Origin of the sequence: Mesoterricola sediminis, from assembly GCF_030295425.1 — a bacterium.
GTDB classification, from domain to species: Bacteria; Acidobacteriota; Holophagae; order Holophagales; family Holophagaceae; genus Mesoterricola; species Mesoterricola sediminis.
Genome location: NZ_AP027081.1, coordinates 4,226,055 through 4,241,110, shown reverse-complemented (window position 1 = coordinate 4,241,110; position 15,056 = coordinate 4,226,055). Strand labels below are relative to the sequence as shown.

At 70.7% G+C, this 15,056-nt stretch carries 12 protein-coding genes; 6 read left to right on the top strand and 6 right to left on the bottom strand.

All coding sequences use genetic code 11. The features are described from left to right. Positions 1-9 precede the first annotated feature (9 nt). A complete protein-coding gene (locus tag R2J75_RS18405) occupies positions 10-348 on the bottom strand; it encodes a hypothetical protein (RefSeq protein ID WP_243332639.1) in 339 nt (112 codons plus the stop codon). Positions 349-476: 128 nt separating this feature from the next. Here R2J75_RS18405 and purH point away from each other — a divergent pair, with 128 nt between their 5' ends. Together purH and alaS are read left to right on the top strand one after the other, a co-directional pair. After that, on the top strand, positions 477-2,012 hold the full coding sequence (purH, locus tag R2J75_RS18400) for a bifunctional phosphoribosylaminoimidazolecarboxamide formyltransferase/IMP cyclohydrolase (RefSeq protein WP_243346850.1): 1,536 nt from the start codon (positions 477-479) through the stop codon (positions 2,010-2,012). A gap of 12 nt (positions 2,013-2,024) precedes the next feature. Next, on the top strand, positions 2,025-4,658 hold the full coding sequence (gene alaS, locus R2J75_RS18395; protein ID WP_316410762.1) for an alanine--tRNA ligase: 2,634 nt from the start codon (positions 2,025-2,027) through the stop codon (positions 4,656-4,658). 10 nt (positions 4,659-4,668) lie between these two features. Here the strand turns inward: alaS and R2J75_RS18390 are convergent, their stop codons facing one another. Continuing rightward, positions 4,669-5,565, bottom strand: a complete 897-nt coding sequence (locus R2J75_RS18390; RefSeq protein ID WP_316410761.1) for a PLP-dependent cysteine synthase family protein — start codon at positions 5,563-5,565, stop codon at positions 4,669-4,671. Positions 5,566-6,260: 695 nt separating this feature from the next. Continuing rightward, positions 6,261-7,175 carry a prepilin peptidase gene (locus R2J75_RS18385; protein WP_243332649.1) on the bottom strand — a complete coding sequence of 305 codons (915 nt, stop codon included), beginning with the start codon at positions 7,173-7,175 and terminating at the stop codon, positions 6,261-6,263. Between the two features lie 87 nt (positions 7,176-7,262). On the opposite strand from R2J75_RS18385, the gene R2J75_RS18380 reads away from it, so the two are divergent. Genes R2J75_RS18380 through lpdA form a run of 3 tightly spaced genes read left to right on the top strand, consistent with a single transcriptional unit; the run spans position 7,263 to position 10,083 of the window. Then, positions 7,263-7,898, top strand: a complete 636-nt coding sequence (locus R2J75_RS18380; RefSeq protein ID WP_243346855.1) for a peptidylprolyl isomerase — start codon at positions 7,263-7,265, stop codon at positions 7,896-7,898. Continuing rightward, positions 7,895-8,623, top strand: a complete 729-nt coding sequence (locus R2J75_RS18375; RefSeq protein WP_243332653.1) for a lysophospholipid acyltransferase family protein — start codon at positions 7,895-7,897, stop codon at positions 8,621-8,623. The genes R2J75_RS18380 and R2J75_RS18375 overlap by 4 nt, the downstream gene beginning before the upstream one ends. Positions 8,624-8,679: 56 nt before the next feature. Next, on the top strand, positions 8,680-10,083 hold the full coding sequence (gene lpdA / locus R2J75_RS18370; protein WP_243332655.1) for a dihydrolipoyl dehydrogenase: 1,404 nt from the start codon (positions 8,680-8,682) through the stop codon (positions 10,081-10,083). 79 nt (positions 10,084-10,162) lie between these two features. Here lpdA and R2J75_RS18365 read toward each other — a convergent pair whose 3' ends face one another. The 3 genes from R2J75_RS18365 to R2J75_RS18355 all read right to left on the bottom strand — a co-directional run bounded on the left by R2J75_RS18365 (position 10,163) and on the right by R2J75_RS18355 (position 13,766). After that, on the bottom strand, positions 10,163-11,362 hold the full coding sequence (locus R2J75_RS18365; RefSeq protein ID WP_316410760.1) for a GAF domain-containing protein: 1,200 nt from the start codon (positions 11,360-11,362) through the stop codon (positions 10,163-10,165). Between the two features lie 83 nt (positions 11,363-11,445). Further along, positions 11,446-12,402: a DUF3187 family protein gene (locus tag R2J75_RS18360; protein WP_243332660.1), complete on the bottom strand. Its 957-nt coding sequence runs from the start codon at positions 12,400-12,402 to the stop codon at positions 11,446-11,448. 8 nt (positions 12,403-12,410) lie between these two features. Then, complete coding sequence (locus tag R2J75_RS18355) at positions 12,411-13,766, bottom strand: response regulator (RefSeq protein WP_243332662.1); 1,356 nt, start codon at positions 13,764-13,766, stop codon at positions 12,411-12,413. Between the two features lie 20 nt (positions 13,767-13,786). Between R2J75_RS18355 and hflX the strand changes: the two genes are divergently transcribed. Beyond that, positions 13,787-14,995 carry a GTPase HflX gene (gene hflX, locus R2J75_RS18350; protein ID WP_316410759.1) on the top strand — a complete coding sequence of 403 codons (1,209 nt, stop codon included), beginning with the start codon at positions 13,787-13,789 and terminating at the stop codon, positions 14,993-14,995. Positions 14,996-15,056: the final 61 nt, after the last annotated feature.

The window sequence follows — 15,056 nt, the reverse complement described above, 5'->3', positions numbered from 1 at the left end:
CAGGGGGGATCAGGCTTCGGCGGGGGAGGCCACCAGGCAGTGGCGGCAGAAGGCCAGGAATTCGTCCAGGTCGGGGATATCGATGTTGACCCCCGAGGGGACCACGTTCCGGATCTCGATCCGCTTGCGGAGCTCCCCGCAGGCCTCCATGGAGAACACGAACCAGGCGAAGCGCTCCGCCTCGGTGGAGAGGTTGAAGCTCACGATCCGGGTCTCGAAGAAGAGCTGGGGCCGGGTGTCCGCGTCCATGACCCGCCAGGCGGGGATGTGGGCCCGCTTCACGAAATGCTCCTTCAGCTCCTCCAGGGTGTGCTGGACCGTGAACTGGACCTCCACCTGAACGTCCATCGATGCCTCCTCCCACCTCTTCGGCGGCTCAATCATTATCCCTGAATATCTTCAAGGCCCCGGCGGGGGACCGCCAGGGTTTTCCCGGCCGCCCCTCCATGAAAGAATGGATCTTTGCGGGGATTGACATGGCTACGGCGCTGCTCTCGGTGTACGACAAGACGGGGCTCCTGCCCCTGGCGGAAGGCCTGCATGGCCTGGGCTGGCACCTGCTGGCCACCGGAGGCACGCTGAAGGCCCTTCTGGAGGCGGGGCTGCCGGTCCAGGAGGTGGCGGACTACACCGGCGCCCCGGAAGCCTTCGGCGGGCGGGTCAAGACCCTCCACCCCCGCATCCACGGCGGCCTCCTGTACCGCCGGGAGGAGGCCTCCCACGTGGCCGACGCGGAGCGCCTCGACATCCCGCCCATCGACCTCGTCGTCGTGAACCTCTACCCCTTCGAGGCCACCGCGGCCCGGCCCGGGGTCACCCCGGCCGAGTGCATCGAGCAGATCGACATCGGCGGCCCCAGCATGATCCGCTCCGCCGCCAAGAACCACGCCGCCGTGACCGTCCTGACCGACCCGGGTCAGTATGAAATGTTCCTGTCCAAGCTGGCCGAGGGCACCTGGTCCCTGGCGGACCGGAAGGCCTGCGCCCTGGCCGCCTTCCAGCGCACGGCGGCCTACGACGCCGCCATCAGCGCCTGGATGGCCATCGCCCTGGACGCGGAGGCCCTGCCCGAGCGCTTCAGCATCGGCCTGGAGGCCAAGCAGGGGCTCCGCTACGGCGAGAACCCCCACCAGCACGCGGCCTTCTACGTCCGGCCCGGCGCCCCCGAGGAGGGGATCGCCGCCAGCCGGCAGCTCCAGGGCAAGGAACTGAGTTTCAACAACCTGCTGGACGCGGACGCCGCGGCCCGCACGGTCTTCCAGTTCGCCGCCCCCTCCTGCGTCATCGTCAAGCACAACAACCCCTGCGGGGTCGGCCGCGGCCCGCACGTCCTCGAGGCCTTCCTGAAGGCCCAGGCCGGGGACCCGGTCTCCTCCTTCGGGGGCATCGTCGCCTTCAACCGCCCCGTGGGCGTCGAGGTCGCCCAGGCCATGGTCCAGAGCTTCTGGGAGGTCGTCATGGCCCCCGGGTTCTCCGCCGAGGCCCTGGCCATCTTCGCCGCCAAGAAGCAGCTGCGGATCCTGGAGACCCCCGCCACCTGGCCCCTGTCGGCCCACGGGCTCGACCTGCGCAGCATCGGCGGCGGCTTCCTCGTCCAGCGTCCCGACGACGCCTTCACCCCGGTCGAGCAGTGGCAGGTCAAGGCCACCGGCCGCGGCCCCCGGCCCCTCATGGAGGACATGGTCCTGGCCCAGACCGTCGCCAAGGCCGTCAAGTCCAACGCCATCGTCCTCGTGCGGGACGGCGGCACCGTCGGCATCGGCGCGGGCCAGATGAGCCGCGTGGATTCCGTCGAGATCGCCTGCCGCAAGGCCGGGGACCGGGCCAAGGGCGCCATCCTGGGCTCCGACGCCTTCTTCCCCTTCGCCGATGGCCTCGAGGTGGCCGTCCAGCACGGCGTCACCGCCTTCATCGAGCCGGGCGGCAGCCTCCGCGACAAGGACGTCATCGAGGCCGCCCAGCGCCTCGGCGTCTGGCTCTTCTTCACCGGCACCCGCCACTTCCGCCACTAGAGACCCAACGACATGAAGACTTCCGAACTGCGCGCACGTTTCCTCGACTATTTCGCCCACCGGGGCCACCGCGTCGTGGCCTCCAGTTCCGTGGTCGGCCCCGCCGACGATCCCACGGTGATGTGGACCAACGCCGGCATGGTCCAGTTCAAGGACCTGTTCCTGGGCAAGGAGAAGCGGGACTACACGCGGGCCGCCTCCAGCCAGAAGTGCCTGCGCGCGGGGGGCAAGCACAACGACCTCGACCAGGTCGGCTTCACGGCGCGCCACCACACCTTCTTCGAGATGCTGGGCAACTTCAGCTTCGGCGACTACTTCAAGGCCGACGCCATCCGGTTCGCCTGGGAGCTGGTCACCGGCCCCGTGGAGCAGGGCTTCCTGGGGCTGGATCCCTCCCGCCTCTGGGTGACCGTGTTCGAGGGCGCCGAGGGCATCCCGGCCGACACCGAGGCCGAGGAGATGTGGGCCGCCGCCGGCGTGCCCCGCGACCGCATCATGCGGTTCGGCAAGAAGGACAACTTCTGGCAGATGGGCGACACCGGCCCCTGCGGCCCCTGCAGCGAGATGCACTATGACCGCGGCCCCCAGTTCCCCGGCGACGACCTCCCCAACGGCGAGGGCGACCGGGTGATGGAGATCTGGAACCTCGTGTTCATGCAGTACGAGCGGGACGCGAAGGGCGTCCTCACCCCGCTGCCCCGTCCCAGCATCGACACGGGCATGGGCCTGGAGCGCGTGGCCTCCATCCTCCAGGGCGTGGACAGCAACTACGAGATCGACCTCTTCCGGCCCATCTTCGACGCCATCTGGAAGCGGGCCAAGGTCGACGCCGGCCAGCGCGCCGAGACCTCCAACCGCACCGCGAGCCAGGTCATCGCCGACCACATCCGCGCCGCCACCTTCATGATCTTCGACGGCGTCGTGCCCTCCAACGAGGGCCGGGGCTACGTGCTCCGCAAGATCATCCGCCGGGCCCTGCGCTTCGGGCGGAAGCTGGGCATCGAGGGGCGCTTCTTCGCGGACCTGGCCCCCTCGGTCTTCGTCGCCATGGGCGACGCCTATCCCGAGCTGGAGGGCGAGCTCAACCGCATCATGAAGGTCCTGTCCCGGGAGGAGGGCCAGTTCAGCCTGACCCTCACCACCGGCCTGAAGCAGCTGGAGTCCCTGGACGTGAGCGGCGGGTCCATCCCCGGCGCGGAGATCTTCAAGCTCTACGACACCTTCGGCTTCCCCGTCGACCTGGTCGAGGACTGGTGCCGCGAGCGGGGCCTCGTCTGCGACCTGGAGGGCTTCAACGACGAGCTCCGCCAGCAGAAGGCGAAGAGCCGGGCCGCGATGAAGGTGCACGACATCCGCCTGGGCGGCGACCTCGGCGCCCTGGCCGACCTCCGGGCCACCGTCTTCCAGGGCTACGAGGCCACCGAGGGGATGGGCAAGATCCTCGCCCTCTTCGACGCCGAGAACCGCCGCGTCCGCGAGCTCACCGGCAAGGGCTCCGTCGTCCTGGACCACACCCCCTTCTACGCCCAGGGCGGCGGCCAGGTCGGGGACACCGGCCTGCTCAAGGCCGAGGGCGCCACCGCCGAGGTGACGGACTGCACGGCCCCGGCCCCCCGCCGGCACCTGCACCACGTCAACGTCACGGGCCGTCCCCTCCGGGAGGGCGAGACCGTCCTGGCCTCGGTGGACGCCGAGCGCCGCGCCCGCATCAAGGCCCACCACACCGCCACCCACCTCCTGCACGCGGCCCTCCGCGAGGTCCTGGGCACGCACGTGAAGCAGGCCGGGTCCGTGGTCGACGCGGACCGCCTCCGCTTCGACTTCAGCCACTACGCCCCCCTCGAGCCGGACCAGGTCGCCGAGATCGAGCGCCTCGTGAACGAGCAGACCCTGCGGGCCTTCCGCACCACGAGCCAGATGATGCCCATCGAGGACGCCCTGGCCGCGGGCGCCATGGCCCTCTTCGGGGAGAAGTACGGCGACACCGTGCGCGTGATGACCGTGCCCGGCTTCAGCCGGGAGCTCTGCGGCGGCACCCACGTGGACAACACGGGCGAGATCGGCCTCGTGAAGATCGTCAGCGAGGGCGCCGTCGCCGCCGGCGTGCGCCGGATCGAGGCCGTCGCCGGGGCCGCCGCCCTGCACCGGCTGCAGGAGGACGAGCACGTCCTCCAGGCCCTGGCCCGCCAGGCCAACGCCCCCCGCGAGAACCTGGGCAATGTCCTCCACGCCAAGGAGGCCCGCATCCAGCAGCTCGAGAAGGAACTGAAGGAGGCCCGGCTGAAGGCCGCGGGCTCCGGCGGCGCCTCCGAGCAGGTGGAGGAGGCCGGAGGCCGCACCCTCGTCACCATGGCCGTGGAGGGCATCGACGGCAACGCCCTGCGGGAGATGATGGACCAGGTGCGCACCCGCCACCGGAGCGCCGTGATCGCCCTCGCCTCCAAGCTGGCCGAGGACAAGCTGGCCCTCCTCGTGAGCGTCAGCCTGGACCTCCAGGGCGGCGCCGACGCCGGCGCCCTCCTGAAGCTCATGGCCCCCCACGTGGATGGCCGCGGCGGCGGGAAGAAGGAGCTGGCCCAGGGCGGCGGCGCGAACCCCGCCGGCATCCCCAAGGCCTTCGAGGCCCTGCGCGCGGCGCTGAAGTAGGGCGCCGCCCTCAAGCCAGATAGCGATCGCCCGAGTCGGCCAGGACGGCGACGACGACACTGCCGGGGTGGAGGCCCCGCGCCAGCCGAACGGCGGCGTGGACCACCGCCCCGGTGCTGGGCCCCACCAGCAGGCCCTCGGCCTGGGCCAGCCGCGTCGCCATGGTGCGCCCCGCCACCGTGGCCACCTCCGCGACCGCGTCCGCCGCGCGGGGGTCCCAGATGGCCGGGGCCCGGACGGACGGCAGGTGCCGGAGGCCGGGGAGCCCGTGGTCGGGCCGGTCGGGAATCACCGCCGTGACCCGCACCGAGGGCTTGCGCCCCTTCAGGAGGCGGGAGGCGCCCACGAGGGTCCCCGACGTCCCCACCCCCGCCACCAGGTGCGTGACGGTCCCCCGCGTCTGGTCCCAGATCTCCGCCCCGGTGCCGTCCCGGTGGGCCTTCCAGTTGGCGTCGGCGCCGTACTGGTCCAGGAGGCACCAGCGCCAGGGCTCCTCCCGGGCGAGGCGGGCCGCCTCCGCCCGGGCCCCCTCCGACCCGGCCTCCGCGGGCGTCTCCAGGACGCGGGCCCCGAAGGCCGACAGCATCTGCCGGCGCGCCGGCGTGGCGCCCGCGGGGAGGCAGAGCGTGACCGGGATGCCCAGGGCCGCCCCCACCATGGCGTAGGCGATCCCGGCGTTGCCGCTCGTGGCGTCCAGCAGGGCCATGCCCGGGCGCCACCGCCCCGAGGCGGCGGCCTCCAGGATGAGGGCCCGGGCGGGGCGGTCCTTGAGGGAGCCGCTGGGGTTCAGGTGCTCGGCCTTCCCCAGGAGCAGCACCCCCGGGGGCAGGGCCGGCGCGATGCGGCGCAGGGGCAGGAGGGGCGTGTTCCCGATGATGTCCAGGAGGGGGTGGGCGGAGGCGCTCATGGGCCGCCATCCTGGCAGGACACGGCCCGAAACGGAAAAAGAGGCTCATGAAGCGACCCGGAGCCAGGCTCCTCGTGGAGGTGGATCGAATCATCGGAACGATCGTGTCCCGTTCCTTCGTAACGGCACGGGTAAGTAAACAACCCGTACACCGAGTGCGCCGAGATGCGGAGTCACGCGGAGTCGGCTTCGCGGTTCAGCACGCCGACCCATCGCGCCCAGGCCCTGGCCCGCTATTGCGGGCCGCGATGCTGCGCATCGCTCGGCTGGGGGCTCCGGGCCTTCCGCAGGCACGCCTGCGGGTGCCCTGCGCCCCCAGCCTTGGACGGGCCTGGGTTTGAGGTTCGACCCGCCGCCGACCAGCTCCAGGTGGGTTACAACCCCGTCCGGCGGTGGCGAAAGGCCAGCCTCGCGGCGGAGCGCAAGGTTCAACGGGCAGGCCCAGACGTTGAGAAGCCGTCCCACCTCCTTGGCTTCCACGATCACCGGGTCATCGATCATGGGATCGAGCAGGTAGGAGTCGGGAATCAGAAGCCCCTCGAAGGTGATGTCCAGGAGGACTTCCAGCAGGTCGGCGCGGTGGATCGCGAAGCCGGCTCAGCGCAACTCGGTGTCTCGGCGTACGGGTTCTTGACTTACCCTTGCCGTTACGAAGGAACGGGACACGATCGTTCCGGTGATTCGATCCATCCGCGCTAGCGCAGCACCCCGAGGTAGGCCATCCACAGCGCCGGCCCATAGAAGACCACCACGGGCGTCGCCAGGGCGAGGGTGCAGCCGAAGGGGAGCATCGTCTGACCGCCCGTCTTCCGGAAGAGCATCAGGGGGAGGCCCACGGCGCTGCCCAGGAGGGCGCCGCCGAAGAGGATGCCCAGCATGGGCCCCCAGCCCCAGAAGGCGCCGAGCCAGGCCAGCATCTTGAAGTCGCCCATGCCGATGCCGTCGGTCTTGCGCACGGCGCGGTAGACGCGGTTGAGGAGCCAGGGCACGCCGTAGCCGATGGCCAGGCCCAGGAGGCTGTCCAGCCAGGTGACGCGGCCGCCCAGGAAGGGCCAGGCCGGGGCGGGCTGGATCCCGTTGGCCGTGGCGTCCACCTGGAGGAGCGAGGGCCCGGGGGCCCAGACCGAGACGAGGCGGAAGGGCCACGCGAGCTGGGGCAGGGTGAGGAGCACGCCGAGGCCCATGAGGGGGAACTGGATCGCGTCGGGCAGGATGAAGGCCGTCAGGTCCGTGAAGAAGAGGACGATCAGGGCGTAGCCGCAGATGACGCCCTTGGCCCAGATGAGGGTCCCGATGGGGAACACCCACACGGAGCCGGCCAGGAGCGCGCCGCCCAGCAGCTCCACCAGGGGATAGCGGATGGGGATCCGCGCGCCGCAGGCCGCGCACCGCCCCCGGAGCCAGATCCAGCTCAGCACGGGGATGTTGTGGACGGGCCGGATGCGGGCCTTGCAGGCCGGGCAATGGCTCGGCTTGCGGACCACGTCCCGGTCCGCCGGCGCTTCCAGGGGCAGGCGGTGGATCAGGACATTGGCGAAGGAACCCAGGAGCAGCCCGAAGGGGGCCAGGACGAGGGAAAGGAACCACGTGGGGAAATCGACCGCCGGCATGGCAAAAGCATAGCAAGGGGGGAACCTCGGCGCCTTCCCTGACATTCTTGAGAAATAAATCACTTAGAATGGGCCCCGGGAGTTGTCATGAAAGCCGTCCTCGCCGCCATCCTCGCCTTCGCCCTCTGGCCCGTTCCCGCCGCCGCGCAGGCCCCCGTCCCGGAGGCCCCGAAGGCGGAGGCTCCGAAGGCGGAGACCCCGAAGGCGAAGCCCCGGGTGCGGCTCGTCACCAGCTACGGCCCGGTGGAGGTCGAGCTGGAGCCCGCCCTCGCGCCGGAGACGGTGGCCAACTTCCTCGCGTACGTGCGCTCCGGCTTCTACGCAGGCACCATCTTCCACCGGGTCATCCCCGACTTCATGATCCAGGGCGGCGGCCTGGACAAGGACCTCCAGGAGAAGCCGGGCCGGGCCTCGATCCGCAACGAGGCGGCCGAGACCAGCGCGGGCGGCCTCCGGAACGTCCGCGGGACCATCGCCATGGCCCGCACCGACGCGCCGGGCTCGGCCACCTCCCAGTTCTTCATCAACGTCGTCGACAACCCCGCCCTCGACCACAAGGACCGCTCCGACGCCGGCTACGGCTACTGCGCCTTCGGCCGCGTCGTCTCCGGCATGGAGGCCGTCGACAAGATCGCGAAGGTCACCACGGTGATCCGCAAGGGGATGCAGAACGTCCCCGAGTACCCCGTGCGCATCAAGAGCGCCGAGGTGGTCGCCGAATGAGCCGGGAGCCGGTGGTCAAGCCGTTCCTGACGCTCCTCTACGCCTTCTTCATGCTCTTCGTGTTCACCACGTGGGGCTACGTGCTGGCGCCCTTCATGGGGCGCCGCAAGGCGATGTGGCACATCGGGGAGGCCTACTTCCGGCACATGAGCCGCATCTGGGGGGTCGAGCACGAGATCGAGGGGCTGGAGAACCTGCCTCCGGAGATCCTGGACGGGCGCCAGCCGGTGATCTACATCGCCAACCATACGTCGTACCTCGACGCCATGATGCTCACCTGCTACCTGCCCAACCGCCCCACCTTCCTCGCGAAGGTCGAGATGCTCTTCATCCCCGTGCTGGGCGTGGCCTGCTGGATGGGCGGGGTCATCTTCATCAACCGCCGGAACCGCCCGAAGGCCATCGCGTCCCTCAAGCGCGCCGCTGAGCGCATCCGCGGCGGCGCCACCATCGCGGCCTTCCCGGAGGGGACGCGCACCCGGGACGGCCAGCTGCTGCCGTTCAAGAAGGGGATCTTCAACCTGGCCCTCGATGCCGGGGTTCCGCTGGTCCCCATCGGCCTCACGGGGGGCTTCGAGATGCTTCCGGCCGGCAGCCTGAGGGTGAAGCCGGGGACCTTCCGCATCCACGTCGGCGCCCCCATCCACCCCTCCGAACATCCGGACCTGGAGGTCCTCAGAGACGAGGCCTGGACCGCGGTGAAAGCATTGGTGGCCAAAGGATAGGGAAGGATGGGAACATGGGGGCTGGTCTTTCACAGCCCGTGCACCAGGAGTTTCCCATGGCTCAATTCGACCTCATCGTCATCGGTTCCGGACCCGGCGGCTATGTCGCGGCCATCCGCGGCGCCCAGCTCGGCCTCTCCACGGCCATCGTGGAGAAGGATTCCGGCCTCGGCGGCACCTGCCTCTGGCGCGGCTGCATTCCGGCGAAGACCTGGCTCGAGACCGCCCACCGGTTCGAGCAGATGTCCGACCTCGGGGACTACGGCATCGCGGGCGTGGACGTGTCCGCGCTGAAGGCGGACCTCGCCACCATCGTCAAGCGCAAGAACCGCATCGTGACGAAGAACGGCAAGGGCGTCGAGTTCCTCATGAAGAAGAACAAGATCTCCGTCCTCAAGGGCTTCGGCAAGCTCCTGGGCGGCGGCAAGGTGGACGTCGCCGGCGAAGTCCACGAGGCGAAGCGGATCATCCTCGCCACCGGGTCCGTGCCCCGCGAGCTGCCCGGCCTCGAGGCCGACGGCAAGCGCGTCCTGAACAGCGACCACCTCCTGGACATGACGGAGCTGCCCAGCCACCTGGTGATCCTGGGCGCCGGCGCCATCGGCGTCGAGTTCGCCTCCGTCTTCGCGCGCCTCGGCTCCAAGGTGACCCTCGTCGAGCTCATGGACCGCCTCCTGCCCATCGAGGACGCGGCCGTGGGCGAGGAACTGGCGAAGATCCTCGCCAAGCGCCACAAGATGGACATCCGGGTGAAGACGAAGATCGCCTCCGTGGAGCGCCTCGACGACAAGGTCGTCTGCCACCTGGAAGGCGAGAAGGGCGGGGTCGTGGAGGGCTCCCACCTCCTCGTGGCCGTCGGCCGCGGGCCCGTCACCGCCGGGGTGGGCCTCGAGGCGACCAGGGCCGTCGTCGAGAAGGGCTTCGTGGGCGTGGACGCGTTCATGGCCACGGCGGAGCCGGGCCTCTACGCCATCGGCGACATCGTCCGCACCCCCATGCTGGCCCACGTGGCCTCCGACGAGGGCATCGTCGCCGCCGAGCACGCCGCCCGGAGCCTCGGGAAGGACGTCCATCCCCATCCCATCAACTACGACCGGGTCCCCAGCGTCACCTACTGCGACCCCGAAGTGGGCTGCATCGGCCTCTCCGAGGCCGCCGCGAAGGAGCGGGGCCACGACGTCCAGACCGGATCCTTCCCCTTCATGCCCCTGGCCAAGGCGAACATCGTGGGCGAGCCCCACGGCTTCGTGAAGATCGTGGCCGACCGCAAGTACGGCGAGATCCTCGGCATCCACATCATCGGCCCCAAGGCGACGGAACTGGTGGCCTCCAGCCTCGCCCTCCTGGGCGGCGAGTACACGGTGGAGGAGCTCATCAACACCATGTATCCGCACCCCACCCTCAACGAGGCGATTCCCGAGGCGGCCCGCGCCGTCCAGGGCCGGGCGATCAACGCGTAGGCCCCTGTCCAGCACCTTCACCCCGGCCTCGGCCGGGAGGCCTGGTCGAGCCGGGCAGGAGCAACGGCAGCCTCCGGGCTCAGACCAGCCGGAGGCGCCCGCGCATCGCGATGGCCTGCTCGTAGGCACGGCGGATGGTGTCCAGGAGTGAGGGCGGGCCGGCCGGATGGCGTTCCTCCGGGGACGGCAGGAGGACGGAGGCGGCCTGGCCCACCACCCCGGCCAGGCGGCGCGCCTCCTCCTCCACCCGGGCCCGTTCCGCCCGGTCCAGGAGGGCGGTGACGCCAAAGGCCAGGGTGTCCGCCAGGGAGGCCAGGAGGCGCTGCTCATCCAGGCAGAAGGCGTCGGGCTGACGCGCGTACAGGGTGAGGGCGCCGAAGGTGTGCCCGCCGGCCTTCAGGGGCAGGGCGATGGAGGAGCCGAACCCCGTGCGCCGCGCCTCCTCCCGCCAGGGGCCCATGCGCGGATCCGTGCGGATGTCCCGGGCCACGGCGGCCTTGCCGGTGCGGATGGCGATGCCGGTGGGGCCCTGGCCCTGGGGTTCGTCCGCCCACCGGACCCGGAGGGTGTCCAGGTAGGCCATGTCCGGGCCGGCCTTCGCCACAAGGCGGACGTCGCCCTCGGCGTTCCCATCGCGGTAGCCCACCCAGGCCAGGGTGTACCCCCCCTCCTCGGTGAGAAGCCGGCAGGCCGAAGCCAGCAGTTCCTCCGGATCCTGGGCCGACTGGAGCGTCTGGTTGATCTCCTGGGTGAGGCGGAGGATCCGGACCGTCCGCCGCAGCTGGTGCTCTGATTCCCGGAGTTCAGCGGTGCGCAGGGAAATCTGCCAGTCCTGGTCCTCCCGCACACGGATCAGGCGCTCCGACATGCGAAGCCGCTCGGTGATGTCGGCGATGAAGGTCACCCGGCAGCGGCGCCCGCCCAGGCGGAGGGGGTGATTGGAAATGTGGACATATATGATTTGTCCATCACTCTTGCGGTGGCGCCACAGGGCGGCATGGGCCTGGGAGGATCCCCGGGCGTCCGCCGTGTAGGCCAGGAGGCGGGGGATGTCTTCCGGCGGCCGGATATCCAGCATGGTCATGGATTTGAAGGTCTCCCGCGGGTAGCCGTAATGGGCCTCGGCCGCGGGGTTGACCTCGACGATCTGGAGGGTCTCCTCGTCGAAGATGAGGATGGGATGAGGACTCAGCTTGAAGAAGGGCTGATCCGGCGAGAAGCGGGCCCGGCGCAGGGCGAGCCGCTTCCACTGTCTTCCCGGCTGCTGCGCCTGGTCCATGCGTCCTCCCGGCGGCCCCTGGGCCGCGTGTCTTGTCAGGAGAAATTATAAACCATTCAATGAAATCTGCAACCGGTTCCGGATCAGGGCCGGAAGACGACGAAGCCGGTGATCTCCGGGTTGGTGAAGGTCCCGCCCTTCTCGGTGAATCCGAAGCGCCAGCGGGGCAGGTTGCGGTGCCGGAAGACCCAGGTCTGCTGGAGGCCGTACTTGTCGATGCGGACGAGGCCGGTGCGGTAGGGGGTCTCGGCATAGGCCCAGGACAGGTCCAGGCCCAGGCCCCGGAGGAGGGACCCGCCCGGTCCCTCGAAGCTGGCGCCGGCGTAGGCCCGGAAGACGTGCCGGCGGCTGATGACGGCCTTGAGGGGGCTGTGCTCCGGCAGGTCCATCCAGGCCTGCTCCGCCTGGGCCCACACCCGGATGGGGCCGAGGGTGCGCCAACCCGCCAGGCCCGCGAGGAAGCCCAGGCCGCCGCTGCTCTGGAGGGTGTCCAGGTGGCCGGTGGGGATCTGGAGGCTGGCCCCGGCGCGGCCGCCGTTGGCGCCCGTCCCGAAGGGGAGCACCCAGGCCGCGTCCACGCCCTGGATCTGCAGGCGCGGCTTGCGCAGGTCGAAGACGGTCACGCCGTCGCGGTCCAGGTGGTAGACATCGTCGAAGGTGGGTGCCTGGTCCCGGCCGCCCTGCTCGACGCCCAGGAGGTCGTGCCAGTTCATGATGGCCCGGCTCGCGATGCCCGAGGACCGGTAGGTCACCCGGGTCCGCAGGTTGAACCGCCCGGGGCCGAGGGCGCAGGCCAGGTCCGAGACGAGGCTCCAGTCCTCGCCCTGGAGGTACGCGTGGGTCCGGCCGTCGGCGGTGTCCCGCCGGTCGGGGCGGAGGAACTGGTTGCTGCCCTCCAGGGCGAACTGGGTGGTCCCCTCGGGCAGGGGTTCGGGCAGGATCGACAGCCAGGCCAGACGGTTGGGGTGGGGCGTCTCCTGGGCGCCCAGGCCCAGGGACACGGCGAGGGCCGCCAGGGCGGACCGGACGTTCAGCTTCATGGCGGGTCCTATTTGAGCGCCATCTGCTCGGTGAGCACCGAGGAGAAGGCGGCGTCCAGGGCGTAGGGCCGGACGATCATCTGGTTCACGCCGTTCCTCCGGGCCGCGAGGACGATGGCCGTGGAGATGTCCTCCGCGGCCAGCACGATGGGCGGCAGCTCGTGGAAGGCCCCCCGCAGCTTCTGGACGAATTCCAGGGACTCCATCACGGACATGTTCCCGTCCAGGAAGAGCACGCCCAGGTTGGGCTGCCGCAGGAGCTCGACGACCTCCTCGGGGAAGGTGGTGGTCAGCACCCGGCCGAACCCGTCCTCCTCCAGGAAGCCCTTCAGGATCTCGTTGAAGGCGGCGGACCGGCTCAGGGCCACGACGGCGCGGCTCCGCTTCTTGAGGCGGAGGAGGGTTTCGCTCCGCCCGGCCTGCTGGGCGGCCTCGGCCTCGGCGGCGGAGGCCTCCGGGGCCGGATCCGGGGCCGGCGGAGGTGCGGCCGGCGGGGGCGGGGCGGGGGCGGCCTTGGCGGGGGTGGGCCGAGGCTCCGGCTCGGACCGGCTGGCGCCGCGGGAGAGGGGGACCAGGGGCTCGTCGTCCAGGCCGCCTCCGGAGGCTTCCGGCCGGCGGCGGGTCTTGGGCGGCAGGGAGGAGGGGATGGCCGAGGCCCGCGAGGAGACGAGGTTCCGGATGGACGACGCCACGTCGGAGCGGACCTTGCCGAACTTGATGCCCAGGGTGAGGCCGCTCGAACCGAGGTCCAGGTACACCGCCGTGCCTTCGAGTTCCAGCACCGGCGGGCACTTGGGCACCTTGTTCAGCTTGATGAGCATGAACGGCTGGCCCACGGGGACGAGGCCGGTGGCCAGGGGCAGCTTCTTCTCCCCCTTGATGCTCATGGCCTTCTCGACGCGCACCCGGGCGCCGCCCTCGGAGATGTTCTCCAGGACGCCCGTGATGCCAACGCCTTCGAAGAGGCCCGTGAGGGCCGTGAGCGTGGCGCCCTCCTTGGGGTTCAGGCGGGCCCGGGGGTGCTTCCGGCGCTCGGCCAGGTCCAGGGTGTCCGGCAGTTCCAGCACGGCGACCCCGGGGCGGCTCTCCAGGAGGCGGGCGCTGCCCCCCACGCGCAGGCTCTCCTGGATGAAGGTGAGCTCGATGGTCTGGCCCTTGTCGGCCATGAGGGGGCCCGTGATCTGGAAGGTGACCGTGCCCGCGCCCTCGTCGAGGGACTGGAGGATGGCGGGGGTCTCCGTCTTGCGGGGGCCGGCGAGGATGAAGGGGGCCCGCACGCGCTGGGCGTCCTCCAGGTAGGCCAGGACGAGCTCCTGCCCGTTCCCGCCGTCCTTCTTGTCCTTCCCGAAGCCGAAAAGGGCCATATCACCTCTGGGTTTGCTTCATGATGCACCGGAAGCCCGGATGGGTCCATGGACTCCGGCGGACCCGACAATTGATGGTAACCTCGTTGCCTATGCCGGAACTGCCCGCTCGATGTTACCTGATCGCCCACCAGGGGCCCCAGGATCATGACCATGATATCGAAGTGCACCTGACCGAGCTGGAGGAGCTGGCCCGGGCCTGCGACCTCGAGCCCGCGGGGCGGGAGCGCCTCAAGCGGGCGACGATCGACTCCCGGACCTTCTACGGCAAGGGCCAGATCGAGGCCGTCGCCGCGAAGGCCCGGAACCTGGGGGCCACCCTCCTCCTCTGCGACAACGAGCTCTCCGGGAGCCAGGTCCGGAACCTCGAGAAGGCCACGGGCTTCACCTGCCTGGACCGGACCGGCCTCATCCTCGCCATTTTCGAGCGCCGGGCCCAGACCCGGGAGGCCAGGGCCCAGGTGGAGCTGGCCCGGTACGAATACGAGCTGCCCCGCCTGAAGGGGGCCTGGACCCACCTGGAGCGCCAGGTGGGCGGCGTCGGCGTCCGCGGCGGCGCGGGCGAGACCCAGATCGAGGTGGACCGGCGCATGACCCGCCTCCGGATCAGCCAGCTCAAGCGGGAGCTGGAGCACCTGCAGCGGGTGCGGCGGACCCAGGGGCAGGGGCGGAGCCCCAAGGTGCCCCGGATCGCCCTGGTGGGCTACACCAACGCGGGCAAGACCAGCCTGCTCAAGGCCCTCACCGGCGAGGGGGAGCCCCGGAACCTGCTCTTCGCGACCCTGGACACGACGACCCGGAAGGCCTGGCTCGGCGTGGACGAGGAGACCCACGAGCCCAGGCACGCCCTCGTGTCGGACACCGTCGGCTTCATCCGCAAGCTGCCCCACCAGCTCGTGGCCGCGTTCCGCTCCACCCTGGGCGAGGTCCGCACCGCCGACGCGCTCCTGGTGGTCGCCGACGCGTCCAGCCCCGAGCTGGAGGACCATCTCAAGGTGGTCGGGTCCACCCTCAAGGAGATCGGCTGCGGGGACCACCCCCGCCTCCTGGTCCTCAACCAGGTGGACCGGGTGACCCGTCCCCGGCGCCTGGACCTGAAGCGCGCCCATCCCGGGGCCGTCCAGGCCTGCGCCCTCACCCGCGAGGGGCTGGAGGAGGTCCGGGAATGGCTCCTCGAACTGGTCCCGGGCCCGCCCCGCCCCCGGGAGCTGGAGCCTTGGGAGATCTAGCGGGTCCTGGTTCAAATTCGGCATACCGTTTGTCCGGCTGGTGTAGCATGGCGTGCGGGAG

Excerpts from the sequence above, each read along its gene's own strand:
- R2J75_RS18355 (WP_243332662.1), bottom strand. The coding sequence starts at position 13,766 with ATGGCCCTTTTCGGCTTCGGGAAGGACAAGAAGGACGGCGGGAACGGG.
- R2J75_RS18405 (WP_243332639.1), bottom strand. The coding sequence starts at position 348 with ATGGACGTTCAGGTGGAGGTCCAGTTCACGGTCCAGCACACCCTGGAG.
- R2J75_RS18365 (WP_316410760.1), bottom strand. The coding sequence starts at position 11,362 with ATGGACCAGGCGCAGCAGCCGGGAAGACAGTGGAAGCGGCTCGCCCTG.
- alaS (WP_316410762.1), top strand. The coding sequence starts at position 2,025 with ATGAAGACTTCCGAACTGCGCGCACGTTTCCTCGACTATTTCGCCCAC.
- R2J75_RS18360 (WP_243332660.1), bottom strand. The coding sequence starts at position 12,402 with ATGAAGCTGAACGTCCGGTCCGCCCTGGCGGCCCTCGCCGTGTCCCTG.
- purH (WP_243346850.1), top strand. The coding sequence starts at position 477 with ATGGCTACGGCGCTGCTCTCGGTGTACGACAAGACGGGGCTCCTGCCC.
- R2J75_RS18380 (WP_243346855.1), top strand. The coding sequence starts at position 7,263 with ATGAAAGCCGTCCTCGCCGCCATCCTCGCCTTCGCCCTCTGGCCCGTT.
- hflX (WP_316410759.1), top strand. The coding sequence starts at position 13,787 with ATGATGCACCGGAAGCCCGGATGGGTCCATGGACTCCGGCGGACCCGA.
- R2J75_RS18385 (WP_243332649.1), bottom strand. The coding sequence starts at position 7,175 with ATGCCGGCGGTCGATTTCCCCACGTGGTTCCTTTCCCTCGTCCTGGCC.
- lpdA (WP_243332655.1), top strand. The coding sequence starts at position 8,680 with ATGGCTCAATTCGACCTCATCGTCATCGGTTCCGGACCCGGCGGCTAT.
- R2J75_RS18375 (WP_243332653.1), top strand. The coding sequence starts at position 7,895 with ATGAGCCGGGAGCCGGTGGTCAAGCCGTTCCTGACGCTCCTCTACGCC.
- R2J75_RS18390 (WP_316410761.1), bottom strand. The coding sequence starts at position 5,565 with ATGAGCGCCTCCGCCCACCCCCTCCTGGACATCATCGGGAACACGCCC.